This window comes from Rhizobium sp. 22-785-1, assembly GCF_053521965.1.
Genome location: NZ_JBNWDI010000003.1, coordinates 214,367 through 237,240, shown reverse-complemented (window position 1 = coordinate 237,240; position 22,874 = coordinate 214,367). Strand labels below are relative to the sequence as shown.

20 protein-coding genes are annotated in these 22,874 nt (G+C 57.1%); 8 read left to right on the top strand and 12 right to left on the bottom strand.

Annotated elements, in window-relative coordinates; genetic code table 11:
* The first annotated feature begins 64 nt into the window (after nucleotides 1–64).
* The 6 genes from ACQZ5M_RS08730 (at nucleotide 65) to ACQZ5M_RS08705 (ending at nucleotide 7,611) form a co-directional block, all read left to right on the top strand.
* Nucleotides 65–1,663, top strand: a complete 1,599-nt coding sequence (locus ACQZ5M_RS08730) for a peptide ABC transporter substrate-binding protein (RefSeq protein WP_296034711.1) — start codon at nucleotides 65–67, stop codon at nucleotides 1,661–1,663.
* A gap of 59 nt (nucleotides 1,664–1,722) precedes the next feature.
* Complete coding sequence (gene oppB, locus ACQZ5M_RS08725) at nucleotides 1,723–2,646, top strand: oligopeptide ABC transporter permease OppB (protein ID WP_296017268.1); 924 nt, start codon at nucleotides 1,723–1,725, stop codon at nucleotides 2,644–2,646.
* Nucleotides 2,639–3,769, top strand: a complete 1,131-nt coding sequence (locus ACQZ5M_RS08720; protein WP_296017266.1) for an ABC transporter permease — start codon at nucleotides 2,639–2,641, stop codon at nucleotides 3,767–3,769. Before oppB ends, ACQZ5M_RS08720 begins: the two co-directional genes overlap by 8 nt.
* A 1-nt stretch (nucleotide 3,770) precedes the next feature.
* Nucleotides 3,771–5,378, top strand: a complete 1,608-nt coding sequence (locus ACQZ5M_RS08715; protein ID WP_449079494.1) for an ABC transporter ATP-binding protein — start codon at nucleotides 3,771–3,773, stop codon at nucleotides 5,376–5,378.
* A 181-nt stretch (nucleotides 5,379–5,559) separates the two neighbouring features.
* Nucleotides 5,560–5,901: a hypothetical protein gene (locus tag ACQZ5M_RS08710; RefSeq protein WP_449079493.1), complete on the top strand. Its 342-nt coding sequence runs from the start codon at nucleotides 5,560–5,562 to the stop codon at nucleotides 5,899–5,901.
* A gap of 258 nt (nucleotides 5,902–6,159) precedes the next feature.
* Nucleotides 6,160–7,611: an SMI1/KNR4 family protein gene (locus ACQZ5M_RS08705; RefSeq protein WP_449079492.1), complete on the top strand. Its 1,452-nt coding sequence runs from the start codon at nucleotides 6,160–6,162 to the stop codon at nucleotides 7,609–7,611.
* Between the two features lie 255 nt (nucleotides 7,612–7,866).
* Here the strand turns inward: ACQZ5M_RS08705 and ACQZ5M_RS08700 are convergent, their stop codons facing one another.
* Nucleotides 7,867–11,670, bottom strand: a complete 3,804-nt coding sequence (locus tag ACQZ5M_RS08700; RefSeq protein WP_449079491.1) for a vitamin B12-dependent ribonucleotide reductase — start codon at nucleotides 11,668–11,670, stop codon at nucleotides 7,867–7,869.
* A gap of 776 nt (nucleotides 11,671–12,446) precedes the next feature.
* Here ACQZ5M_RS08700 and soxR point away from each other — a divergent pair.
* Nucleotides 12,447–12,920, top strand: a complete 474-nt coding sequence (gene soxR, locus ACQZ5M_RS08695) for a redox-sensitive transcriptional activator SoxR (protein ID WP_449079490.1) — start codon at nucleotides 12,447–12,449, stop codon at nucleotides 12,918–12,920.
* An 84-nt stretch (nucleotides 12,921–13,004) separates the two neighbouring features.
* On the opposite strand, the gene gpt is transcribed toward soxR, so the two are convergent.
* The 5 genes from gpt to purC all read right to left on the bottom strand — a co-directional run bounded on the left by gpt (nucleotide 13,005) and on the right by purC (nucleotide 15,974).
* Nucleotides 13,005–13,502, bottom strand: a complete 498-nt coding sequence (gene gpt / locus ACQZ5M_RS08690; protein WP_296021871.1) for a xanthine phosphoribosyltransferase — start codon at nucleotides 13,500–13,502, stop codon at nucleotides 13,005–13,007.
* A gap of 185 nt (nucleotides 13,503–13,687) precedes the next feature.
* Entirely contained in the window at nucleotides 13,688–14,092 is a 405-nt protein-coding gene (locus ACQZ5M_RS08685) for a hypothetical protein (protein WP_449079489.1), read from the bottom strand.
* A gap of 66 nt (nucleotides 14,093–14,158) precedes the next feature.
* Nucleotides 14,159–14,830, bottom strand: a complete 672-nt coding sequence (purQ, locus tag ACQZ5M_RS08680; protein WP_449079488.1) for a phosphoribosylformylglycinamidine synthase subunit PurQ — start codon at nucleotides 14,828–14,830, stop codon at nucleotides 14,159–14,161.
* 119 nt (nucleotides 14,831–14,949) lie between these two features.
* A complete protein-coding gene (gene purS / locus ACQZ5M_RS08675; RefSeq protein ID WP_296021878.1) occupies nucleotides 14,950–15,192 on the bottom strand; it encodes a phosphoribosylformylglycinamidine synthase subunit PurS in 243 nt (80 codons plus the stop codon).
* 17 nt (nucleotides 15,193–15,209) lie between these two features.
* Nucleotides 15,210–15,974 (bottom strand): phosphoribosylaminoimidazolesuccinocarboxamide synthase, encoded by a 765-nt coding sequence (purC, locus tag ACQZ5M_RS08670; RefSeq protein WP_296021880.1) that lies wholly within the window; start codon nucleotides 15,972–15,974, stop codon nucleotides 15,210–15,212.
* A 248-nt stretch (nucleotides 15,975–16,222) separates the two neighbouring features.
* Between purC and ACQZ5M_RS08665 the strand changes: the two genes are divergently transcribed.
* Complete coding sequence (locus tag ACQZ5M_RS08665; protein WP_296039434.1) at nucleotides 16,223–16,564, top strand: DUF1476 domain-containing protein; 342 nt, start codon at nucleotides 16,223–16,225, stop codon at nucleotides 16,562–16,564.
* Nucleotides 16,565–16,687: 123 nt separating this feature from the next.
* Here ACQZ5M_RS08665 and ACQZ5M_RS08660 read toward each other — a convergent pair whose 3' ends face one another.
* From ACQZ5M_RS08660 to ACQZ5M_RS08635, 6 genes are all read right to left on the bottom strand, one after another.
* On the bottom strand, nucleotides 16,688–17,266 hold the full coding sequence (locus tag ACQZ5M_RS08660) for an RBBP9/YdeN family alpha/beta hydrolase (RefSeq protein ID WP_296021884.1): 579 nt from the start codon (nucleotides 17,264–17,266) through the stop codon (nucleotides 16,688–16,690).
* A gap of 161 nt (nucleotides 17,267–17,427) precedes the next feature.
* Entirely contained in the window at nucleotides 17,428–18,735 is a 1,308-nt protein-coding gene (gene purB, locus ACQZ5M_RS08655; protein ID WP_449079487.1) for an adenylosuccinate lyase, read from the bottom strand.
* 109 nt (nucleotides 18,736–18,844) lie between these two features.
* Entirely contained in the window at nucleotides 18,845–19,522 is a 678-nt protein-coding gene (gene rpe / locus ACQZ5M_RS08650; protein WP_296039436.1) for a ribulose-phosphate 3-epimerase, read from the bottom strand.
* Nucleotides 19,523–19,675: 153 nt separating this feature from the next.
* Nucleotides 19,676–20,749 (bottom strand): branched-chain amino acid ABC transporter substrate-binding protein, encoded by a 1,074-nt coding sequence (locus tag ACQZ5M_RS08645; protein ID WP_449079486.1) that lies wholly within the window; start codon nucleotides 20,747–20,749, stop codon nucleotides 19,676–19,678.
* Nucleotides 20,750–20,883: 134 nt separating this feature from the next.
* Nucleotides 20,884–21,309, bottom strand: coding sequence for an NUDIX domain-containing protein (locus tag ACQZ5M_RS08640; protein WP_449079485.1), 426 nt, complete (start codon nucleotides 21,307–21,309; stop codon nucleotides 20,884–20,886).
* Nucleotides 21,309–22,811, bottom strand: a complete 1,503-nt coding sequence (locus ACQZ5M_RS08635) for a DEAD/DEAH box helicase (protein WP_296098314.1) — start codon at nucleotides 22,809–22,811, stop codon at nucleotides 21,309–21,311. Before ACQZ5M_RS08635 ends, ACQZ5M_RS08640 begins: the two co-directional genes overlap by 1 nt.
* Between the last annotated feature and the right edge of the window lie 63 nt (nucleotides 22,812–22,874).

Below are 22,874 nucleotides of genomic sequence, written 5' to 3'. Positions count from 1 at the left end.
GGGTTGCGCGTCAAGCCAATATGGCCTTGTTTTAGGCCTCTCAACTGTCTGGGAGCATAAAAAAATGATTTCGTTTAAAACGACAACACGGGCCGCACTTCTTCTTGGCTCGCTTCTGATTGGCGCCAGTTCCGCTCTTGCTGAAACCGTTCTGCATCGCGGTAATTCCGGGGAACCTCAAACCCTCGATCAGGCACAGACCTCGATCAATATCGAAGCTTTCATTCTGAAGGACCTCTATGAGGGTCTGACGATCTATGACGCGGCCGGCAAGATCATTCCCGGCACGGCCGAAAGCTGGAAGCTGTCGGATGACGGCACCGTCTACACGTTCAAGCTGCGCGACAATGCCAAGTGGTCGGATGGTTCTCCGGTGACGGCGGAGGACTTCGTGTTCTCCTACAAGCGCGTGCAGGACCCGAAGACGGCTTCGAAATACGCCAATATCCTCTATCCCATCAAGAATGCCGAAAAGATCAACAAGGGCGAATTGCCTGTTGATCAGCTCGGCGTGAAGGCCGTGGACGACAAGACGCTGGAAGTTACGCTCGAGCGGCCGACTCCTTTCTTCCTTGAGCTGCTCGCTCACCAGACCGCGCTTCCCATTTCCAAGGCGAGCTATGAGAAGAACGGCAATGACTTCGTCAAACCCGGCGTCATGGTTTCGAACGGCGCCTATACGCTGCAGTCTCATGTTCCCAATGACAGCCTGACGGTGGTGAAGAACGCCAATTTCTGGGACGCAGCCAATACCAAAATTGACAAGGTGATTTTCTACCCGATCGACGACCAGGCCGCATCGGTGCGTCGCTTTGAAGCAAAGGAAATGGATCTCGCCTACAACTTCTCGGCCGATCAGCTCGATCGTCTGCGCAAGTCCTATGGCGAACAGGTTCACGTGTCGCCGACACTTGCGACCTATTACTACACGTTCGATACGCGCGAGGCGCCTTATAGCGACGTTCGCGTTCGCCGGGCTCTTTCCATGGCGGTCGATCGCGACTTCCTCGCAAAGGAAATCTATAGTGGTTCGCAGGTTCCGGCCTACTCGATGGTGCCGCCCGGCATGGACTCCTATGGCGAGCCCGCAAAGGCCGATTTCGCCGCCATGTCGCAGCTTGATCGTGAAGACGAAGCGCTCAAGCTGATGAAGGAAGCCGGTTACGGTGAAGGCGGCAAGCCGCTCTCCATCGAAATCCGCTACAACACCAACCCGAACCACGAGCGCGTGGCAACCGCCATTGCCGATATGTGGAAGAACACTTTCGGTGCCAAGGTTTCGCTCGTGAACCTCGACGTGGCGTCGCATTATGGCTACCTGCAGGAAGGCGGCAAGTACAATGTCGCGCGTGCCGGCTGGGTTGCTGACTATGCGGACGCCGAAAACTTCCTGGCGCTTTCCATCTCTTCCAACAAGACCTTCAACTATGCGAAGTTCAACAATGCCGACTATGACGCATTGATGCAGAAGTCTTACGAGGAAAAGGACCCGGCAGCCCGCTCCAAGCTGCTGCATGAGGCTGAAACCATTCTGATGAAGGAACAGCCGGTGGCACCGTTTCTGACCCAGGCCGACCTTTGGCTGGTATCGGATCGCGTCAAGGGTTGGCACGACAACGCTGCCAATGAACATTTGAGCCGCTTTCTGAGCGTTTCCGAATAAGCAGCGCTGGCGCGGCGGTTCATAGGGTCCGCCGTGCCTTGCCCGGAGCCTGAAGATCCATGATTTCATTTGTTCTGCGCCGTTTGGCGAGCGCGGTGCCGACGCTGTTCATCGTCGTCACCATTTCTTTTTTCCTGATGCGTTTTGCGCCGGGCGGTCCGTTTAACCTCGAACGGCCGCTACCGCCACAAACGATGGAAAACCTGATGAGGACTTATCATCTGGATGAACCATTGTGGCGTCAGTATCTAATTTATCTGCGCAATGCGGTGACCGGAGATTTCGGCCCGAGTTATATTTATAAGGACAACACTGTCGCTCAGTTGATCGGCAAGGGCCTGCCTTATTCGCTGGAGCTTGGCTGCTACGCGCTGCTTTTGGCGCTGATCGGCGGCGTGACAGCTGGCACCTTCGCCGCCCTTCGACAAAACAGCGCTTTCGATTTCTCCATCATGTCGATTTCGACAGTTGGCGTGACAGTGCCGAACTTCGTCGTTGCACCCGTTCTGACGCTCGTCTTCGCGGTTTTCCTCGGCCTGTTGCCCGCCGGTAGCTGGGGTGATGGATCGCTGCGCTATCTCATTTTGCCAATGATTGCGCTGGCCCTGCCGCAGCTTGCGGTGATTGCCCGCCTGACCCGTGGTGCGATGATCGAGGCTTTGCGGATGGACCATATCCGGACCGCCAAGGCTTACGGGCTTCCGGCCAAAAGCGTCGTGGTGTTTCATGCGATGCGCGCCGCCATGCTGCCGGTCGTTTCCTATCTGGCGCCTTGTGCAGCGGCACTTCTCACCGGTTCCGCGGTGATCGAAACCATCTTCACGATCCCGGGGGTCGGCCGGTACTTCGTTCTCGGCGCCATCAACCGCGACTACACGCTGGTCATGGGAACCGTCGTTCTCGTCGCCATCTTCGTCATCCTGTTCAATCTCGTGGTCGATATTCTCTACGGCCTGCTCGATCCGAGGGTCCGACATGACTGATATCGCAACCAATCCTCCAACGGCGTCCACTGTGGAGAGCCGAAGCCTCTTCCAGCTGGCGGCTATGCGCTTCCGGCGCAACAAGGCAGCGATGGCGGGTTCCGTCATGCTGGTGCTGATCACGCTTTTTTCCTTCATCGGTCCACATTTCCTGACCCACACCTACGATCAGGTGTTCTCTTCCTACGTCTCTGTGCCGCCAAGCCTGGAACCGCGTCCGGACGTGAACAATCTGCAGGAGGTGATGAAAGGCGTCGCAAGCCGGGCGCGTGTTGACTTGAAGGAGTTTGCTGTCAGCGGACAGACCTTTACGGCGACCGTGACCTCCAGCTCCGCCATCGATCCGCGCACGACACGCTATTTCGACCGTGCCAACGAGTTCGAAAACACCAAAGTTGTTGCCACCGAAGACGATGGGCGGACACTGAAGCTGGAAGGCGAGGTGAACCGCGAATACTTCTTCTTCGGCACCGATACCAACGGACGTGACATGCTGGCCCGCGTCATGCTGGGCGGGCAGATCTCGATTGCGGTCGGCGTTCTGGCGAGCCTCGTGTCGCTTGGCATTGGCGTCGTCTATGGCGCGACAGCCGGTTACATCGGTGGACGCGTCGACAATGTGATGATGCGCTTTGTCGAAATCCTCTATTCGTTGCCCTTCGTCTTCCTGGTCGTGGTGCTCGTCGTCTTCTTTGGCCGAAGCTTCATCCTGATCTTTCTGGTGATCGGGGCGGTGGAGTGGCTGGATATGGCGCGTATCGTCCGAGGCCAGACGCTTGCACTCAAGCGACGGGAATTCGTCGGTGCAGCACAGGCGCTGGGCTTGAGCGATTGGCAGATCATCCGCCGTCACATCATTCCCAATACCATTGGCCCGGTCGTCGTTTTCGTCACTGTGGTCGTGCCGAAGGTCATTTTGCTGGAAAGTTTCCTCTCCTTCCTCGGCCTTGGCGTTCAGGCGCCGTTGACGAGTTGGGGTGCGTTGATCTCGGAAGGCGCCAACAACATGCAGTCGGCACCTTGGCTTCTGATTTTCCCGGCGCTGTTCTTCGTGTTGACCCTGTTCTCTCTCAACTTTGTGGGTGACGGGTTGCGTGACGCACTCGATCCAAAGGATCGCTGATATGACGACATCTGAAACCATTCTTTCGGTTCGCAATCTCAAGGTCGATTTCACCACGCCGGACGGCATGGTCAATGCCGTCAAAGGCATCGACCTCGATGTTCGCCAGGGTGAGACCATTGCTGTCGTCGGTGAATCCGGTTCCGGCAAGAGCCAGACGATGATGGGCATTATGGGGCTTCTCGCCTCCAATGGTGTCATCCAGGGATCGGCGAAATATCGTGGCCGCGAGCTTGTCGGTCTTCCGGTCGATGAGCTCAACACCATCCGTGGCGCGAAGATCACCATGATCTTTCAGGAGCCGATGACCTCGCTCGATCCGCTTTACCGGATCGGCGCGCAGATCGCCGAGCCGATCCTGCACCATCGTGGCGGCAGCAAGAGCGAGGCGCGCGCGCGCGTTCTCGAACTGCTGAAGCTGGTCGGCATTCCCGACCCTGAGCGCCGCATCGACAGTTACCCACATGAGCTTTCCGGCGGGCAACGTCAGCGCGTGATGATTGCCATGGCGCTGGCAAACGAGCCGGATATCCTGATTGCGGATGAGCCGACGACGGCGCTCGACGTCACGATCCAGGCGCAGATCCTCGATCTGTTGAAGTCCTTGCAGCAGCGCTTCGGCATGGCGGTGGTGCTGATCACCCACGATCTTGGTGTGGTGCGCCATTTTGCCGACCGCGTCACGGTGATGCGGCGCGGGGAGGTGGTCGAGGCAGGCACGATGGAGGATATTTTCGAGCGCCCGCAAGCGGATTACACAAAGATGCTGCTCGATGCCGAGCCGAGCGGCCACAAGCCGCCGGTGGCAGATGGCACGCCCGTCGTCCTGTCGGGCCAGAATGTCACCGTCGATTACGATATTCCTGGTGGCTTCCTGTCGAAGGCCAGCGTGTTTCGTGCGGTCGATGGCGTGACCATCAATCTGCGCCAGGGCCAGACCATTGGTATCGTCGGTGAATCCGGTTCAGGCAAATCGACGCTTGGCCGCGCGCTTCTGAGGCTGACCAACGCCAACGGACGCATCACTTTCGAGAAGAAGGAGATTACGGGGCTGGACCGCAAGGCAATGCGCCCCCTGCGTCGTCGGCTGCAACTCGTGTTCCAGGATCCCTATGGATCACTTTCGCCCCGCCAGACAGTGGGCGAGATCATAACCGAAGGTCTTTTCGTTCACGAACCGCAACTGACCCGCGCCGAGCGGGATAAGCGCGCCATCGAAGCGCTGAAGGAAGTCGGCCTCGATCCCGCAGCCAGAAACCGCTATCCGCACGAATTCTCCGGCGGCCAGCGCCAGCGTATTGCGATTGCCAGAGCCATCATCCTGAAGCCCGACGTCGTCGTGCTGGACGAGCCGACATCGGCACTCGACCGCTCGGTGCAGGGCCAAGTGATCGATCTGCTGCGCGAGCTGCAGAAGACCCATGGCCTGTCCTACATTTTCATCAGCCACGACCTTTCGGTCATCAAGGCGATTTCGGACTACGTGATCGTGATGAAGGACGGGAAGATCGTGGAAGAGGGGGAGACGGATGCAATCTTCAACGCGCCCGCTGCCGATTATACAAAGACGCTGATCAAGTCTGCTTTCACGGCGGATGTCGCGGCCTGACGCGGCGACCATAAAGGCGCATAGTCACTCTTCATGCCCCGCGTTTGCGGGGCTTTTTTTTTGATCTACCACCCATTCCAAGATCATCACGAAACAACCGTGAAGGAACCAGCGAGACGTTTCAACGTTATAGCGCGGTGAACATTTATGCGTGCCGAAGTAATGGCACTGAGGAGGCAACATGCGGAAGATTATTCAAGTTGCAGGACTTGCTGTTACTATGGCAGTTTCGAGCGTCGCCGTGTCCGGCGTCGCACAGGCGCAGGATGTGGAACTGCGCATTGGCCCAGACGGCGTCCGCCCCGTTATCCGTGATCGCGACCGCGACCGTCGCGACATGGAGCGCCGCAGCGCGATGAGGGGATGCAGCGAACGTGAAGCTCGCGCAGCCGCTCGCGCCTCGGGCTTGCGTGATCCGGAAGTCGTCCGCGTGACCCCGCGCCGCGTGGTCGTCGAAGGCGACACCCGCCGCGGCACCGACACCATCACATTCGCCAACCAGCGCGGTTGCCCGGAAATTTGATTGAAGGTTTTCGGAAGAGGTTGGAAAGGCTCGCTTAGGCGGGCCTTTTTTGTGTCGCTGTTCTGATTGAAGGGGCAACCACGATGCCCCGCCACTTTACATGGAACTACTCAATCTCTAATTTCTTGTCTGCGTTGTATTTTCTGATGTTTCGATTCAGCAGGTTTAAATTTTGGCATTTAAATACTGCGGAATTGAGAGGATCCACCGTTGCATTGCGTGAATTGAGCGCAGCGGGATAAACGGAATAGGAAGGTCATGAGCAGAATTGAAGATACTGTGGGTCGCGCTCGGTATGAGAGAGACCCGTATTATTCATATCGCTATGATGCTGAGACGGTAGATGCCATTGAGGCGCTGGTCGGTCAGCCTCTCCCAGAAGACATCCGGTGGTACCTCCTGAATATCGGGTCCTGGAAGTTCGAGTATGATTACAGTGCCGTGCTTGTCGCACGGGGCGACGCTCTTCTCAATTTGAGGTTCAAAGGCGTAGAAGATCAGGTTTTCTTCAAGAGCCGATACGAGCATTATCTGGATCGCAGAGAGGGCGCACGACTACCAGGCAATCCAGCCCTTTATTATCCGCTTTGTGAAATAAGCGGAGAGTTCAGGCCGAGTGTAACGCTTCGGTTGCTCGTTGATTTAAATGAAGGAGAGGACTTCGGTTCGATTTGGGGTGTCCGACCCATTGGCTATCATGACGATCAAACACCTTCTAAGCCCATACGCCTTGCGGATGATTTTGCAACATTCATTGAACAGGTGGGGTCCGAGAGAAACCTCCAGGCAAAAGCGGAGAAAAACAATGAGGCTCTTTTTAAGCGGTTATTCGCAAGTGAAATAAAAAAACCGAGCGTAATTGCCTCCTCTGCATCAACACCGGAAATTTTGTTGCAAGGCTACTTCGACCGGCGCGAGGAGACCCTCTTTGATGGCGTTAGAAACGTAGAGTTCGACCATTACGTTAGCGGGCGAAGATTTGAGACATCGGAGGATATCAAAAAAAGTGCGATAGCCAGCGGTCATGAAATGCCAGCGAACGCCTTTCAGAGTTCAACTGCTGTCGTGCGACGCGCCATTCGGTTTGGGGTGCCCACTCCCTATGACGGCGGATTTGTCGGACAGAAGCTCTCCAAGGGCTTCATGACGATGACCGTGAAGAGCACGATAGGGGACAACCTGACTTTCGATGAGCAATATCTGCTGTATTATGATGCGAAATCAGGACTTTGGACAATCGTTCGGCGTCTTGAGGGAACGATTAAGGATGTGCGTGTGAATGGCGTCGGCACCTTCGGTTTCGACACAACGTATAAATGGCACCTCAAGAAGAAGGTCGCTCCAGTCTGGGCAGAGTTCAAATGTGAGCTTCACGTCGGTGGTGAAGAGGATGCGCTGACTGCTGAAGTGATAGAATTGATAACGGAAATCCTCAATAAGGCATCCTTCCGAAAAATTTTCGAGGATCACGTCTTTCATATTTACAGAGAACGATATTATCCCGAGTTTGAGGCCATGGATGCGGAGGAAAAGAAGGACTGGATCAAGGACTTTCCGCAGATCAGCTCAAGCCAAGAAATTTGGCCGTTACTTGGGCGAAAGGCATCAATCCAGGTTTATGGAGGAAGGTCGTTTACGATACAGGTCGAGGCCGGATTTGATCCGGAGCATGGACTCAATATTAGAGTTGAGAACTGGAAGATCGTGTAACTCACGTTTTCCGGTGCATTCTGCGACCCGCTTTGCTCTGCTTCCTCTGATCTGCCTTGAGGATTCGAGAGGTACGACCTCCCAAGACATCAAAGGAACAGGCCGTTACGTTCATTCGAGCGTAACGGCCTAAAAAGAAGCGTTAGTTCTGAAGCGAGGTCACGTTTGAATCTCGTGAATAAACGGACGCAACACCAGGGCTTCTCTGGACTTTGGTGCCCCACTTTATGACGTTTAAGTGGGGCAATTCAGTCATCAGCTGCAGCCGCTGGTCGCACCGCACGTGTCGCACTTCTCGCACGTCCCGTTCCGGACCATCGTGAAGTTCTGGCACTCGGAGCACATGTTGCCCGTATAACCTTGAGCGATCGAGCGCATGCGGCGTTCGTTTTCCACCTTCTTGGCGTCGGCCTTGGCAGAGGCTGCATCGGCAGCGGCCTTGTCCGAGAAGAGGGCGGTTGCACTCTGTTCGGTTTCGGTGACTTCTTCTGCAATCTCTTCGGCCAGTTCGCGGGCGCGCTCCTCATAGTCACGCTTGAAGGCGACGACTTCCGAGGTGGCGACTGAGACTGTTGCTTCCAGCTTGCGGGCTGCGTTGCCGGAAATTGCCGTCACATTGGCCGAGGCGCGGGCAGGGGCGGCCGTTGCCGAGCCCTTGATTTCCGCCGAGCCGCGTTCGCTTCCATTGTTGGAGACGAGTGTTGGCTTGTAGCCGCGGGTCAGGCCCTTGGAGACGACATCTGCCTTGCCTTCGGACACGCCGCGACCAAGTGCGGTGTTGGAGAAGTCCGACGTATCGACATGCGCCAGATCGTGGCGGCCGAGATAGGAGATGGCGAGTTCGCGGAACACGTAGTCGAGGATCGAAGTGGCGTTCTTGATCGCGTCATTGCCCGTCACCATGCCGGCAGGCTCGAACTTGGTGAAGGTGAAGGCATCGACATATTCTTCCAGCGGCACGCCATATTGCAGGCCGAGCGACACGGAAATCGCGAAGTTGTTGATGAAGGCGCGCAGTGCCGAGCCTTCCTTGTTCATATCAAGGAAGATTTCGCCAAGACGGCCATCGTCATATTCGCCGGTGCGAAGGAAGATGGTGTGACCACCGATCTTGGCCTTCTGGGTGTAGCCCTTGCGGCGGGTCGGCAGCTTTTCCTGGCTGCGAACGACGCGCTCGATGATGCGCTCGACGATCTTTTCGGTGATGGTGACGGCCTGCGCTGCCTGTGGCTGAGCCAGCAGCTCTTCCATGGCGTCCTCGTCATCCTCATCTTCCACCAGCGAAGCGTTGAGCGGCTGGGAAAGCTTGGAGCCATCGCGGTAAAGGGCGTTGGCCTTGAGCGCCAGCTTCCAGGACAGCATATAGGCTGCGCCGCAATCTTCCACCGTCGCATCGTTCGGCATGTTGATGGTCTTGGAGATCGCGCCTGAGATGAAGGGCTGTGCCGCCGCCATCATGCGGATGTGGGATTCGACCGAGAGATAACGCTTGCCGATCTTGCCGCAGGGATTGGCGCAATCGAAGACCGAGAGATGCTCGTCCTTGAGGAACGGCGCGCCTTCCAGCGTCATCGCACCGCAGACGTGTACGTTTGCCGCTTCGATGTCCTTCTTCGCAAAGCCGAGATGTTCCAGAAGGTTGAAGCTCATGTCCGTGAGCTGCTCGTCGGAAACCTTCAGCGTGTTCTTGAGGAAGTCGGCGCCGAGCGTCCATTGGTTGAAGACGAACTTGATGTCGAAGGCGCTCTTCAGCGCGCCGTTGACGGCTTCAATCTTCTCATCGGTGAAGCCCTTGGCCTTCAGCGAGCCGGGGTTGATGCCGGGCGCCTGGTTCAGGTTGCCGTGGCCGACAGCATAGGCTTCGATCTCGGCGATCTGGCTTTCGGAGTAGCCGAGCGAACGCAGCGATTCCGGAACCGCACGGTTGATGATCTTGAAGTAGCCGCCGCCTGCGAGCTTCTTGAACTTTACGAGAGCAAAGTCAGGCTCGATACCGGTCGTGTCGCAATCCATGACGAGGCCGATCGTACCAGTTGGCGCGATAACGGTGGTCTGGGCGTTGCGGTAACCGTTCTGCTCGCCAAGTTCCAGCGCCTTGTCCCAGGCAGCAACGGCGTGCTTGATCAGCTCCTGATCGGTGCAATCGGCATGGATCAGCGGAACCGGGTTTACCGACAGGCCTTCATAGCCATAGGCGAGGCCCTGGGCTGCACGGCGGTGGTTGCGGATGACGCGCAGCATGTTGTCGCGGTTCGGCGCAAAGCCTGGGAATGGGCCAAGCTCGCCTGCCATTTCGGCAGAGGTCGCGTAGGACACGCCGGTCATGATGGCGGTCAGGGCGCCTGCAATCGCACGGCCTTCGTCGCTGTCATAAGGAATGCCCGACGACATCAGCAGTCCGCCGATGTTAGCGTAGCCAAGACCGAGCGTGCGGTATTCGTAAGAGCGTTCGGCAATCTGACGCGATGGGAACTGCGCCATCATTACCGAGACCTCGAGAACGACGGTCCACAGGCGAACGGCGTGCTCGTAATCGGCAATGTTGATCTTCTTGGTAGCGGCGTCCTTGAACTGAAGGAGGTTCAGCGAAGCAAGGTTGCAGGCCGTATCGTCCAGGAACATGTATTCCGAGCATGGGTTGGATGCACGGATGGAACCGGCGGCAGGCGAGGTGTGCCAGTCGTTCATGGTGGTGTTGAAGTGCAGGCCCGGATCGGCAGAGGCCCAGGCGGCATGCGAGATCTTTTCCCACAGGTCGCGTGCCTTCAGCGTCTTCATCACCTTGCCGTCGCGGCGGGCGGTGAGGTTCCAGTCGCCGTCGCTTTCGACAGCGCGCAGGAAATCGTCCTTCAACGAAACGGAGTTGTTGGAGTTCTGGCCAGACACAGTCAGGTAGGCTTCCGAATCCCAGTCCGTATCATAGGTCTTGAATTCGATATCCTTATAACCCTGCTGGGCGAACTGGATGACGCGCTTGATGTAGTTTTCCGGAACCTGATCCTTCTTGGCAGCGCGGATTTCGCGCTTCAGGGCAGGGTTCTTGGCAGGATCGAAGCAATCGCCGTTATCGCCTTCGCAGTTGATGCAGGCCTTCATGATGGCCTTTAGGTGCTTGGCGACGATCTTGGAGCCGGTGACGAGGGCAGCAACCTTCTGCTCTTCGTTCACCTTCCAGTCGATATAGGCTTCGATATCCGGGTGATCGGCATCGACGACGACCATCTTGGCCGCACGACGGGTGGTGCCGCCGGACTTGATGGCGCCAGCTGCGCGGTCGCCGATCTTGAGGAAGCTCATCAGGCCGGAGGACTTGCCGCCGCCGGAAAGCTTTTCGCCTTCGCCACGCAGATAGGAGAAGTTGGAGCCCGTGCCGGAGCCGTATTTGAACAGACGAGCTTCGCGAACCCAAAGGTCCATGATGCCGCCTTCGTTGACGAGATCGTCTTCAACGGACTGGATGAAGCAGGCATGCGGCTGGGGATGCTCGTAAGCAGACTTGGACTTGGTCAGCTTGCCGGTGAAAGGGTCGACATAGAAGTGGCCCTGGCCCGGACCGTCGATACCATAGGCCCAATGCAGGCCAGTGTTGAACCACTGCGGCGAGTTCGGCGCAACGCGCTGGGTGGCGAGCATGTAGGCGAGCTCGTCGCGGAAGGCGAGAGCATCTTCTTCGGATGAGAAATACTTGCCCTTCCAGCCCCAATAGGCCCAAGTGCCGGCGAGGCGATCGAAAACCTGACGCGCGTCGATTTCCGAGCCGTAGCGCTCGGCTTCAGGCAGATCCTTCATGGCAGCCGTATCGGCAACGGAACGCCACAGGAAGGATGGAACGTCGTTCTCTTCGACCTTCTTCAGGACCTTGGGAACGCCAGCCTTGCGGAAATACTTCTGCGCCAGAACGTCGGTCGCCACCTGGCTGAACTGAGCCGGCACATCAATATCCGCAAGACGGAACACGACGGAACCGTCCGGATTCTTGATTTCGCTGATGGCCTTGCGGAATTCGATTTCCGCGTAAGGCGACTGGCCGGGCTTCGTAAAGCGGCGTTCGATGCGCATCGTTGGTGTCCTTGTCCGTTGGCGCCTGGTCGGGCGCAAAATATCGTTCCGGTGTCGCATGGGCCATGCGCCACCAGTTGTTCGCCGATGAGTTGGAAACGTTCATCTTTGGATGTCGTTCCCTTATGTCGTGGTTATTATGGCCGCAAGCATACTATATGTAGTATTAACAGTTTCTTGTTGCCAGACCCCGCCGCACGTTTTGGCAGCATCCCCGACACATGGACACGCCCTCACGTTCCTCACCCCTCATGGTTGGAACGCAAGACAACGCGTGAACAGATACAGGAAAGAACCGCAGATGAACCTGCCGATTCCGTTGCCGCCGCAACGTGGGGCTACTTTTAGAAAACGAGCCGATTCCGTCAAGTGCTAGTTTGTAAGTGTTTATTTACTACAAGATATGGTGTGGATAGGTTGTGGAAAACGGGGAAAGAAAAACCCTCTATAGATTTCAGTGACTTGCGCAGAATGAGAGCTTTGCCCTTACCTTGCGTGAAGCTTGCCTGTCGCAGCGCAGGGCATGAAATCGAGCATTTCCGGGAAGATTCTCGATGTTGCCAAGCGGCAACATGAGATGTCCTTCTACAGCCAATTGTAGCGTGAGCGGCCTTTATGCACAGGCCTACGACTACATCTAGCGGTCTGTGCAGCTCTTTCCTCAAAGCATTTAAGTCGATGGCACCTTACGGTCGCAGGCGCGACGGCATGTAGGTTCTCCTTGGACGGTTGATCGCCATATGGTAATTCCTCAAGTAAAGTTGAGGTCAGCAAACATGACGAGAAAACTTCAGCAGATTCCGCTGGTGCACGATCTATCTGTCGGGGACGTTGCCGAGCGGGCTGGGGTGGCGGTTTCGACGCTTCACTTTTACGAGGCCGAAGGGCTGATAAAAGGCTGGCGCAACAGCTCCAATCACCGTCGCTATGGGCGCGATGTGCTGAGACGCATCGCCATCATCAAGGTGGCCCAGAGGGCGGGGATTCCGCTCAAGGAAATTCAGCAGGCCTTGAACACTCTGCCGGATGGACGCACGCCAACGGGAAAGGACTGGCAGAGGCTTGCCACCCATTGGCAGGCCGGACTGGACGACCGTATTGCGCATCTTACACGGCTGCGCAATCATCTGACCGGCTGCATCGGCTGTGGCTGTCTTTCGACGGATGAGTGTCCGCTGCGCAATCCGGCAGATATACTGGGTAATAAGGGTGCCGGGCCGGTGCTGCTGGAGCCGGAGCCGGGGCCGTAAGGGGAGATGCGCTCTGACAGCGCGATGAGACCATATCGCGCCAAACCTCACAGGATTCGACGCGACATGATTTATCTGGGGTGATCAGCCGGGCGCGCCCTTGGCGATTGGCTCCTGATAGGTGAAGCCCATGTCCCATGGGAAGTAGATCCAGGTATCCTGGCTGACCTCGGTCACAAAGGTGTCGATGGTGGGAACGCCGGTTGGCTTGGCATAGACGCAGGCAAAATGTGCCTTTGGCAGCATCTCGCGCACTTCCAATGCTGTCTTGCCCGTATCTGTCAGATCGTCGACGACCAGAATGCCCTCGCCGGACTTTTCCAACAGTTCGGGGGAGATGCCCTTTAGCAGAACGGTATCGCCCTGGTTCAAGTAGTCGTGACGGGTGGCGATGCAGACCGTGTCGATGAGGCGGATGTTAAGCTCGCGGGAGATGATCGCCGCTGGAACGAGGCCGCCGCGGGTGATGCAGACGATGGCCTTGAACTCCTGGTTCAGGCCGGCAAGACGCCACGCCAGCGCGCGGGCATCGCGGTGAAACTGATCCCAGGACACTGGGAAGGCTTTATCGGGAAGGGACATGGGTGTCTGCCATCTCATTCAATTGCTGATGGCTTTGGCTAATAGCGGCAAGAAACGGCAAAAAGCAAGTCTGTGCGTTTGCGGCGATCGTGATCTTGCTCAAGCTGCCTGTGGAGAGGCGGAAATAGAATTTCCGACCTGCTCCCTATCAACGTTACAAGAGGCCGTATCCAGCCTATGGAAGATCAGCAGCCCTTGCCACCATTGGCCCATCGCTTGATGTCTGCGGAGATGCGCGGTGCGTGACCGTCATTCATCACCGGACCGAAAGCCTGAAGATTGGCCGGATTGCCTTCGGCTTGTACCACCAGCATTGGACGCGATTCAGGGCTGTTGCGTGGAACCAGCAGAATGCGAGGACGGCCAGAGAAAGAGTTGAGTTCCGGTGCAAGGCGGTAGGCCTTGAAAGCTGGATCGCCGGACTTGAACCAGCAGGCATTGGCGCCAAGCGCGATGCGCTCCATCACAGGAAGGGCAGCCTGCGACGCAGCCTTCGGTGGCTCAGGCTTCGGCTGGCATGCAGCAAGTGCGATTGCTGCGAAGCCAAGAGCGACAATGCCGACGGAACGTGTGGGAGCGGTGCGGTTCATTCTTCAATCCAGCATGAGCGGCAAAAAGAAAGCCGGGCTGATCCGCCCGGCTCGATGCTTGCGATATCAGGCGGCAATAACGCCAAGCGCCGAGGCAAATATGCCGCGCCCATCCTTGCCGCCATGGGCAGCTTCGATGAGGTTTTCCGGATGCGGCATCATGCCGAGAACATTGCCCTTGGCGTTGATGACGCCGGCAATATCGTTCAGCGAGCCGTTCGGGTTAGTGCCTTCAGCGTAACGGAAGACGACCTGGCCATTGTCTTCCATCGCCTTCAATTCGTCAGCTTCGACGAAATAGTTGCCGTCGTGATGAGCAACGGGCGAGCGGATGATCTGGCCCTTGTCATAGGTGCGGGTGAACTCGGTATCGTTGTTGACGACCTCGAGCTTGACTTCGCGGCAGACGAATTTGAGCGAGGCGTTGCGTATCAAGGCGCCTGGCAGCATCCCGGCTTCGACCAGAATCTGGAAGCCGTTGCAAACACCCAGAACTTTCACACCCTGTTCTGCCTTCTCGCGGATCGCCTGCATGACCGGCATGCGGGCGGCGATCGCGCCGCAACGCAGATAATCGCCATAGGAGAAGCCGCCGGGGATCACGATCAGATCGACATCCGGAATTTGCGTTTCCGTCTGCCAGATGGTGACGGGCGCCTGACCCGAAATCTTCGTCAAGGCCGCGATCATGTCACGGTCGCGATTGAGGCCAGGAAGCTGGACGACTGCGGATTTCATGGGCCTTGGCTCCGAAATTCAGAGCATTTCCAGCAGAAGCGCCTGCGATCTTGCATGTGGAAATGCGTCAAACAAAGAGTTGAGAGCTATAAAGGTGAACACTGTTCACGCAAATTGCTCTAGAGGATGGCGATCGCGTAGTTTTCGATGACGGTGTTGGCGAGAAGCTTCTCGCACATCGCCTTCAGGTTTTCTTCGGCCTTCGCCTTGTCGGTGGCGTCCAGTTCAAGATCGAAGACCTTGCCCTGACGGACCTGACCGACGCCATCGAAACCGAGGCTGCCCAGCGCGCCTTCGATTGCTTTACCCTGCGGATCGAGAACGCCGTTCTTCAGCGTAACAGTCACCCGTGCCTTGATCACCTGATGGTCTCCTGATGTTACTTGACGAGAACCGGGCCCGTGCCGCGGATCGGTTCATTTTCATTGATGATGCCGAGACGCCGCGCGACTTCCGAGTAGGCTTCCAGCAGTCCACCCATATCGCGGCGAAAGCGATCCTTGTCCATCTTTTCCTGCGTCTCGATATCCCACAGGCGGCAGCTATCCGGAGAAATTTCGTCCGCAAGGATAATGCGCATCATATCGCCTTCAAACAGGCGTCCGCATTCGATCTTGAAATCGACGAGCTGAATGCCAACCCCGAGGAAAAGGCCGGAGAGGAAGTCGTTGACGCGAATGGCGAGCGCCATGATGTCGTCAAGTTCGGCAGGGTTGGCCCAGCCGAACGCCGTGATGTGCTCTTCCGAGACCATAGGGTCTTCCAGCGCATCCGACTTGTAATAGAACTCGATGATCGAGCGTGGCAGCACGACGCCTTCGTCGATGCCGAGGCGCTTCGAAAGCGAGCCGGCGGCGACGTTGCGCACGACGACCTCAAGGGGGATCATCTCGACTTCCTTGATCAACTGCTCGCGCATATTCAGCCGACGGATGAAGTGTGTCGGAATGCCGATCTTGTTCAGATGCGTGAAGACATATTCCGAGATGCGATTGTTCAGAACGCCCTTGCCGTCGATGACTTCATGCTTCTTCTTGTTGAAAGCGGTCGCGTCGTCCTTGAAGAACTGGATGAGCGTTCCCGGCTCCGGACCTTCATAAAGGATCTTGGCCTTGCCTTCATAGATTCGGCGGCGACGGTTCATAGCGACATATCTCTTGTTTTAGCGCCGGTGCGGGTGGCGGTCGTTTCGTTTCTTGAAGCGGTCCCATAACGGAAAAGAAGCGACTTCACAATGCGACGGCACGCGGTTGTTTGCAATTCTTCAACCCTGTTTTTGGCTCTTCCAAGGCATCATTCCAAAGTTACGCTTTTTCAACAGTTGTATTGTAGAACAGTGTTGTCCCGACCAAGAGGACGCAAATAACGATACAAGTAAAACGGGGTATAGTCATGGGTCTGAGAACGCGCGGTAAAGCACTTGAGAATCTTTATTTTCACGAAGAAGAACTAAGCTTCCGCCTTCACGGGCTGCGCAGCAGGTTGATGGGGCTGTGGGCCGCCTCCCTGATGCACAAGGAAGACGCGAACTCCTATGCAACAGAGATCGTTGCCACTTCCATCGGTAGCGAAGGTGATGAAGCTGTGTTCAACAAGCTGCATGACGATTTCATCGCAGCCGGTGTCGGCGTTACCGACGACGCGATCCATGACCAGATGAGTAGCCTGCTACGCTGTGCCGCCGATGAGTTGCGTGATGGGATCTCGCAATTCGGCAACAAGCGCGTTGCCTGACGTTATCGGTCTTGATCACACATATCGACAGATTAAATCCGCGCGAGATTTGCTTGCGCGGATTTTTCGTTTTACTCTCAATCCATGAAATTTCTGGGTAAAAACAGGTGATTTCGTTCACTGTTACTCAGCGGTGACGAAGCCAGGAGGCGGTTTGAGCCTGCTCAGAAACTGGGCGAAAACCATGGTGCCTTCAGGCCATGGGCCATGGCCCGATTCCGTATTGATATGTCCCGACATGCCGGCATCGATCAGAAGCGAGCCCCAGGCTGCGGCGATGTCGTCGGCATGCTCATATGTTCCGAACGGATCATTGCGGCTGGCGATCGTGATTGCCGGAAAGGGAAGCGGATCGCGCGGATAAGGTCCGAACGTCATCAGATGCTTTGGCCGAATGTCCGGATTCGCGACGTCTGGCGGTGCCACGAGCATCGCACCCGCCACTTTCGAGCCGATGTTTGGCAGCGCATGGATCACCGTGGGCACGCCGAGCGAGTGCGCGACGAGGACCACTGGCTTCGTCGAGGCGTTCACTTCCTCCACGAGGCGGGCCACCCAGTCTTCACGCACCGGCTTCGACCACTCCGCCTGCTCAACGCGGCGCGCCGTCGACAGCTTCTCCTGCCAGCGACTTTGCCAGTGATCAGGACCGGAATTGGTATATCCGGGAACGATGAGGATATCTGCTTCTGATGCTTTCATACCGCTTATCTTGGTGTGTTGGCTGGCGTTATCAAGATGCTGAGACCCGGAAATGCCCATAGGACGAACTCTTGCACGCCTGACGCTCACCTCGGTCCTGGCCGAAGTGAGCGATGATCTTTAAGTGACGCGAAGCGCCGATTTTGTCTTCGGCTTGAGGATCAAGCCTCGCCGAACACCCGCTTGAAGATCGTATCGACGTGCTTGGTGTGGTAGCCTAGGTCAAACTTTTCGCGGATCGTCTCTTCCGGAAGCGCTGCGCGCACTTCCTCATCCGCCAGCAGTTCTTCGAGGAAGTCCTTGCCTTCCTCCCAGACCTTCATCGCATTACGCTGAACGAGACGGTAGGAATCTTCGCGCGAAACGCCGGCCTGCGTCAGAGCCAGCAGCACACGCTGCGAATGGACGAGGCCACGGAATTTGTTCATGTTCTTCAACATGTTTTCCGGATAGATCACCAGCTTCTCGATCACGCCGGCAAGGCGGTTGAGAGCGAAATCCAGCGTGATGGTCGTATCCGGGCCAATGCCGCGCTCGACGGATGAGTGGCTGATATCGCGCTCATGCCACAGAGCGACGTTTTCCAGGGCGGGAACCACAGCCATGCGCACCAGACGGGCAAGACCGGTCAGGTTTTCGGTCAGAACAGGGTTGCGCTTGTGCGGCATGGCCGACGAGCCCTTCTGGCCGGGGGAGAAGAACTCTTCCGCTTCCAGAACTTCGGTGCGCTGCATATGACGGATTTCGATGGCAACGTTCTCGATCGACGAGGCGATGACGCCGAGTGTAGCAAAGAACATGGCGTGGCGGTCACGCGGGATGACCTGAGTGGAAACGGGCTCCGGCGACAGGCCAAGCGCCTTGCAAACACGCTCTTCAACCGACGGATCGATATTGGCGAAGGTGCCGACAGCGCCGGAGATCGCACCAGTTGCGATTTCCGCACGGGCATTGACGAGGCGGTTGCGGTTGCGGTCCATCTCGGCATAGAAACGGGCAAATGTCAGGCCCATCGTGGTCGGCTCGGCATGAATGCCATGGCTTCTGCCGATGCGAACGGTGTTCTTGTGCTCGAAAGCGCGGGTCTTCAGTGCGGTCAAAACGCGGTCCATGCCGGCGATCAGCAGGTCGGCGGCGCGGACCAACTGAATGTTCAGCGTGGTATCGAGCACGTCGGACGAGGTCATGCCCTGGTGGATGAAGCGCGAGTCAGGACCGACGAACTCCGCAAGATGGGTCAGGAAGGCGATGACGTCATGTTTGGTGACGGCTTCGATCTCATCGATGCGGGCAACATCGAACTCTGCAGCGCCGCCCTTTTCCCAGATGGTCTTTGCCGATTCCTTGGGGATCACCCCGATCTCGGCCAGCGCGTCGCACGCATGCGCCTCGATTTCGAACCAGATGCGAAACTTGGTTTCCGGCGACCAGATAGCGACCATTTCCGGCCGGGAATAACGAGGGATCATGGCAAAGCCTTTTTGAACTGAGAAATCTGATGCCGTTTAGCAAAGTGTTCCGGCAATCTCAACGCATTCGGCGCGGCAGGGTAAATCCCGACGCGTGGAGTGATCACACTCAGGTCCTGCCACTTTCGGCGGATGCCCGCAGCGCCGAAACGGTTTTCCTGTAGTCATCTACGCCATCGCCCTTGAAGATGGCAGAACCAGCGACGAGTGCATTGGCGCCAGCGGCAATGGCGCTGCCTGCTGTTTCGATGGTGATCCCGCCATCAACTTCGAGTTCGATCGGCCGGTCGCCGATAAGCGACTTTGCAGCGCGAATTTTGTCCAGCATCGCCGGAATGAACTTCTGGCCGCCAAAGCCCGGGTTGACGCTCATGATGAGGATGAGGTCGACATCGTCCAGCACGTTTTCGAGCACCGAAAGCGGTGTCGCGGGATTAAGCGTGACGCCAACCTTTTTGCCAAGCGAACGGATGGTTTGCAGAGAGCGATGCAGGTGAGGTCCGGCTTCCGCGTGAACCGTGATGCCGTCGCAGCCAGCCTTGGCGAAAGCCTCAAGATAAGGATCGGCTGGCGCAATCATCAAATGGCAGTCGAAAAAGGCGTTGCTGTGCGGGCGTAGCGCCTTGATGACATCCGGTCCGAACGAGATATTCGGCACGAAATGACCATCCATGACGTCCAGGTGGATCCAGTCGGCTCCAGCCGCCGTTACGTCGGCAACCTCTTGCCCGAGCTTTGCGAAATTTGCGGCGAGAATGGAGGGGGCGATCCTGACGGGCAGTGTCATTGGCAAATGCTCCTGAGTGGCAAGGCGTTGCTGCCCCTTATCATCGGATGTCCGGCACAACAAGATTGGCTAAGGATAGGACCAGTCTCCAGTCGATTGGGTCGGAAGACAATCAAGCATGACGGTAACGTTTCCATACGGCTGGCAAACGCTTTAATTTATCGCCTTATCGACAGGCGTAAACTCAGTCCCTGTCCAGCGTTGTAACCGATAGGGATTATCCTGCAACTCGTGGCGATCAGTGAAGGTGATGGGGCCGATCACCGTAGTGAAGGTGTTTCCGATCATGATCGCAGGCGTTGGCTTCGATTGTTCCGCAGCCATTTCGAGCGCTTCGGCGGAGAGTTGCGTCGCTGCATAGGCTGGCAGGACATAACCGTCTGGCTCGATATGGGCGGTGCGCAATTGTTGTACGGCTTCGTTTGCGGATGGCAGTGTCGCATAATCCGGTAGCGCCATAGCCAGAACGCCTGACTGAAGCGGAACGGGTGTGTTTGCCGCTCGCAGTGCATCGCCTCCCAACAGCACCAGCGATATTTTTTCTGCCGTTGCATCCCGCGCGATAATCGATACGTCATTTCGTTCGGCAGCAGCAAAGACATGTGTCACACCCGTACGGCTGAGACGTCGAACAAGAGAGATTTGTTGTTCCTGCGACGGGCGCAGCGTATCGGTGAATGTCGGTTTCAGCCCGGCTTCTTCCAGCCGCGCACGAACCCGATCCACCAGCTCGCGGCTATAGATCGTGCCGTCATCGAGAAGGGCGAAGGACAGGCCTTTCCAGTCGCGCAACATGACATCAGCGATGGCAGATGATTCTGCGGTCTCCGAAGCGGCCATACGGAACAGAGGCCAGCCACGCTTCAACGAATCTTCCATGACGATCGGTGCCCGGCTGGACAGCGTGATTGCTGGAATGGCTGCGCCCTTCAGGGTTGGCAAGGCATCCGCAAGCGTTTCTGTGCAGAGGAAGCCAACCACGACAGAGACTTTGGATGCGACAAGGCCATCAGCTATCGCGCCGCCGCTACCATCTTCGCAGCTTTCATGGATCTCCATCACATCGAGCCCGACCTTCGCCGCTGCCGCCTTCACACCCTGCCGGATTTGTGAACCCAATATCTCGTACGGGCCGCTTTGCGGCGCAACAACGGCTATAGTCGCCGAATGTGCGACGCTGGCCACGCTGAGGCTAAAGGCAAAACTGAGCAGGCGGAGTGAATTCATGGACGGCATTATCCTGTGCGATTGTCCAATGTTATCGAGGCTGAGCAGGATGCAAAAGGCTAAATGCCGAGAAAAAACGTCTTATGGCTAAGAATGATTGCTTAGCGCGCGATGGGTATAGCGCCGCGGATCGTTCAGTCTTGACCCTGCCAGGATCCAAGATGACGAAACGCGTCCTGAGCGAAAAGGGAAAGCGGGGAGGGTGGGTCGTTTATATCGAACCAGCCCATTTCTGAAAGCTTATCCGGCTCCGTCAATTGCGCCGTTCCCGTCGCATCGTCGGTTACGTAGATGAGCGAGAGCCAATGTTGACCGTCCGCAGGAATGATTTGCTCACTGATGCACAAGAAGCGGACGTTACCGATCGTCAGCCCGCTTTCTTCTTCAGCCTCCCGCCGGGCAGCATCGAGAGCGTGCTCCATATGGTCGACTTTACCGCCCACTATGCTCCAGTGACCGGCTTCAGGTGGCTTCACGCGCTTATATAGAAGAACTGTGCCGGCTCGTCTAATGACGAGCCCGCATCCTACACCGGGAAAATCGATGCCCGGTCGTGCCATCAGCCTTTGGCGTTTGCGACGATCAGCATAAAGGCCGGAATGTCATCTCCGAATCCGACAGGTGTCGGGCCGTCGTCATGGTCGCGATAGTGGCGGCGACGGTCACGGTTGTCGTCATTGGCGTGGGAAGCACCGTGGCTCCGCTCAAAATTGCGAGGTGCCTTCTCGTGCTTGCGCTCTGCCTTCACCTTGTCGCCTCCATTTGCCGCAACATGCGTGTTGTCAGCCGGTTTTACATTCGGGATTTCTGCCTCGACCTGCTGCGGCGCGTCGCGGCGGTTCCGGTCGCGACCACGGCCACGATCCTTGTCTTTGTCCTTGCCACGGCGCGGACGGTCGGTAGCAAAACTTTCCATGGGGGCGGGAAGTTCCGAAAGGTCGCCGTTCAGCCACTCGATTTTCTCGCCGATCAACTTTTCGATGGCGTCGAGATACTTGGTGTCGCGGCGATTGACGAGCGTGAAGGCGGCACCCGAACGGCCAGCGCGACCGGTACGGCCGATGCGATGAACATAATCTTCCGCATGGATCGGAACGTCGAAGTTGAAGACGTGGCTGACATCTGGAATGTCGAGACCGCGCGCGGCAACGTCGGACGCGACCAGCAGCGTGATCTGATTGTCCTTGAAGCCGGCAAGCATCTTGGTGCGTGAGGTCTGGTCCATGTCGCCATGCAGAGCACCGACGGAGAAGCCGTGACGTTCAAGCGAACGATAGAGATCGGCGACATCCTTCTTGCGGTTGCAGAAAATAATCGCGTTCTTGAGCTCGGTCTGCGCCTTGATGAGATCACGAAGCACGGCGCGCTTCTCATAATCCTTATCATGCGTTGCGACGATGCGCTGCGTGACCGTCTTTGCCGTCGAAGAAGGCTTTGCAACCTCAATGCGGACCGGGTTCTGCAGGAAGCGATCGGCGAGCTTCTGAATTTCCGGCGGCATGGTGGCCGAGAAGAACAGTGTCTGGCGCGTGAAGGGGATCATCTTCGCGATGCGTTCGATATCGGGGATGAAGCCCATGTCGAGCATGCGGTCGGCTTCGTCAATGACAAGGATTTCCACGCCCGTCATCAAAAGCTTGCCGCGCTCGCAATGGTCGAGCAGGCGACCGGGGGTGCAGATCAGGACATCCGCGCCACGCTCCAGCTTGCGATCCTGCTCTTCGAACGAAACGCCGCCGATGAGCAGCGCGACATTGAGCTTGTGATTCTTGCCATACTTCTCGAAATTCTCGGCAACCTGGGCGGCGAGTTCGCGCGTCGGTTCCAGAATGAGTGTCCGGGGCATTCGTGCGCGCGCTCGACCCTTTTCCAGCAGGGTGAGCATCGGCAGCACGAAGGAGGCGGTCTTACCGGTTCCCGTCTGTGCAATGCCGCAAATGTCGCGTCTTTCCAGCGCCGGGGGAATGGCGCCCGCCTGGATAGGTGTCGGCGTGTTGTAGCCGGCATCGGCAATAGCGGAAAGGACTTTTTGGCTCAGGCCAAGATCAGAGAATGTTGTCAAAGGAAAAACTGTTTCCGTTCTGGTTCGAAGAACAAACGACTGTCGTAGCGTTAGTGCCGCAGA

Bases quoted from the DNA above. Each gene is read 5' to 3' on its own strand.
- ACQZ5M_RS08730 (WP_296034711.1), top strand. From the start codon at position 65: ATGATTTCGTTTAAAACGACAACACGGGCCGCACTTCTTCTTGGCTCG.
- oppB (WP_296017268.1), top strand. From the start codon at position 1,723: ATGATTTCATTTGTTCTGCGCCGTTTGGCGAGCGCGGTGCCGACGCTG.
- ACQZ5M_RS08720 (WP_296017266.1), top strand. From the start codon at position 2,639: ATGACTGATATCGCAACCAATCCTCCAACGGCGTCCACTGTGGAGAGC.
- ACQZ5M_RS08715 (WP_449079494.1), top strand. From the start codon at position 3,771: ATGACGACATCTGAAACCATTCTTTCGGTTCGCAATCTCAAGGTCGAT.
- ACQZ5M_RS08710 (WP_449079493.1), top strand. From the start codon at position 5,560: ATGCGGAAGATTATTCAAGTTGCAGGACTTGCTGTTACTATGGCAGTT.
- ACQZ5M_RS08705 (WP_449079492.1), top strand. From the start codon at position 6,160: ATGAGCAGAATTGAAGATACTGTGGGTCGCGCTCGGTATGAGAGAGAC.
- ACQZ5M_RS08700 (WP_449079491.1), bottom strand. From the start codon at position 11,670: ATGCGCATCGAACGCCGCTTTACGAAGCCCGGCCAGTCGCCTTACGCG.
- soxR (WP_449079490.1), top strand. From the start codon at position 12,447: ATGACGAGAAAACTTCAGCAGATTCCGCTGGTGCACGATCTATCTGTC.
- gpt (WP_296021871.1), bottom strand. From the start codon at position 13,502: ATGTCCCTTCCCGATAAAGCCTTCCCAGTGTCCTGGGATCAGTTTCAC.
- ACQZ5M_RS08685 (WP_449079489.1), bottom strand. From the start codon at position 14,092: ATGAACCGCACCGCTCCCACACGTTCCGTCGGCATTGTCGCTCTTGGC.
- purQ (WP_449079488.1), bottom strand. From the start codon at position 14,830: ATGAAATCCGCAGTCGTCCAGCTTCCTGGCCTCAATCGCGACCGTGAC.
- purC (WP_296021880.1), bottom strand. From the start codon at position 15,974: ATGAACCGTCGCCGCCGAATCTATGAAGGCAAGGCCAAGATCCTTTAT.
- ACQZ5M_RS08665 (WP_296039434.1), top strand. From the start codon at position 16,223: ATGGGTCTGAGAACGCGCGGTAAAGCACTTGAGAATCTTTATTTTCAC.
- ACQZ5M_RS08660 (WP_296021884.1), bottom strand. From the start codon at position 17,266: ATGAAAGCATCAGAAGCAGATATCCTCATCGTTCCCGGATATACCAAT.
- purB (WP_449079487.1), bottom strand. From the start codon at position 18,735: ATGATCCCTCGTTATTCCCGGCCGGAAATGGTCGCTATCTGGTCGCCG.
- rpe (WP_296039436.1), bottom strand. From the start codon at position 19,522: ATGACACTGCCCGTCAGGATCGCCCCCTCCATTCTCGCCGCAAATTTC.
- ACQZ5M_RS08645 (WP_449079486.1), bottom strand. From the start codon at position 20,749: ATGAATTCACTCCGCCTGCTCAGTTTTGCCTTTAGCCTCAGCGTGGCC.
- ACQZ5M_RS08640 (WP_449079485.1), bottom strand. From the start codon at position 21,309: ATGGCACGACCGGGCATCGATTTTCCCGGTGTAGGATGCGGGCTCGTC.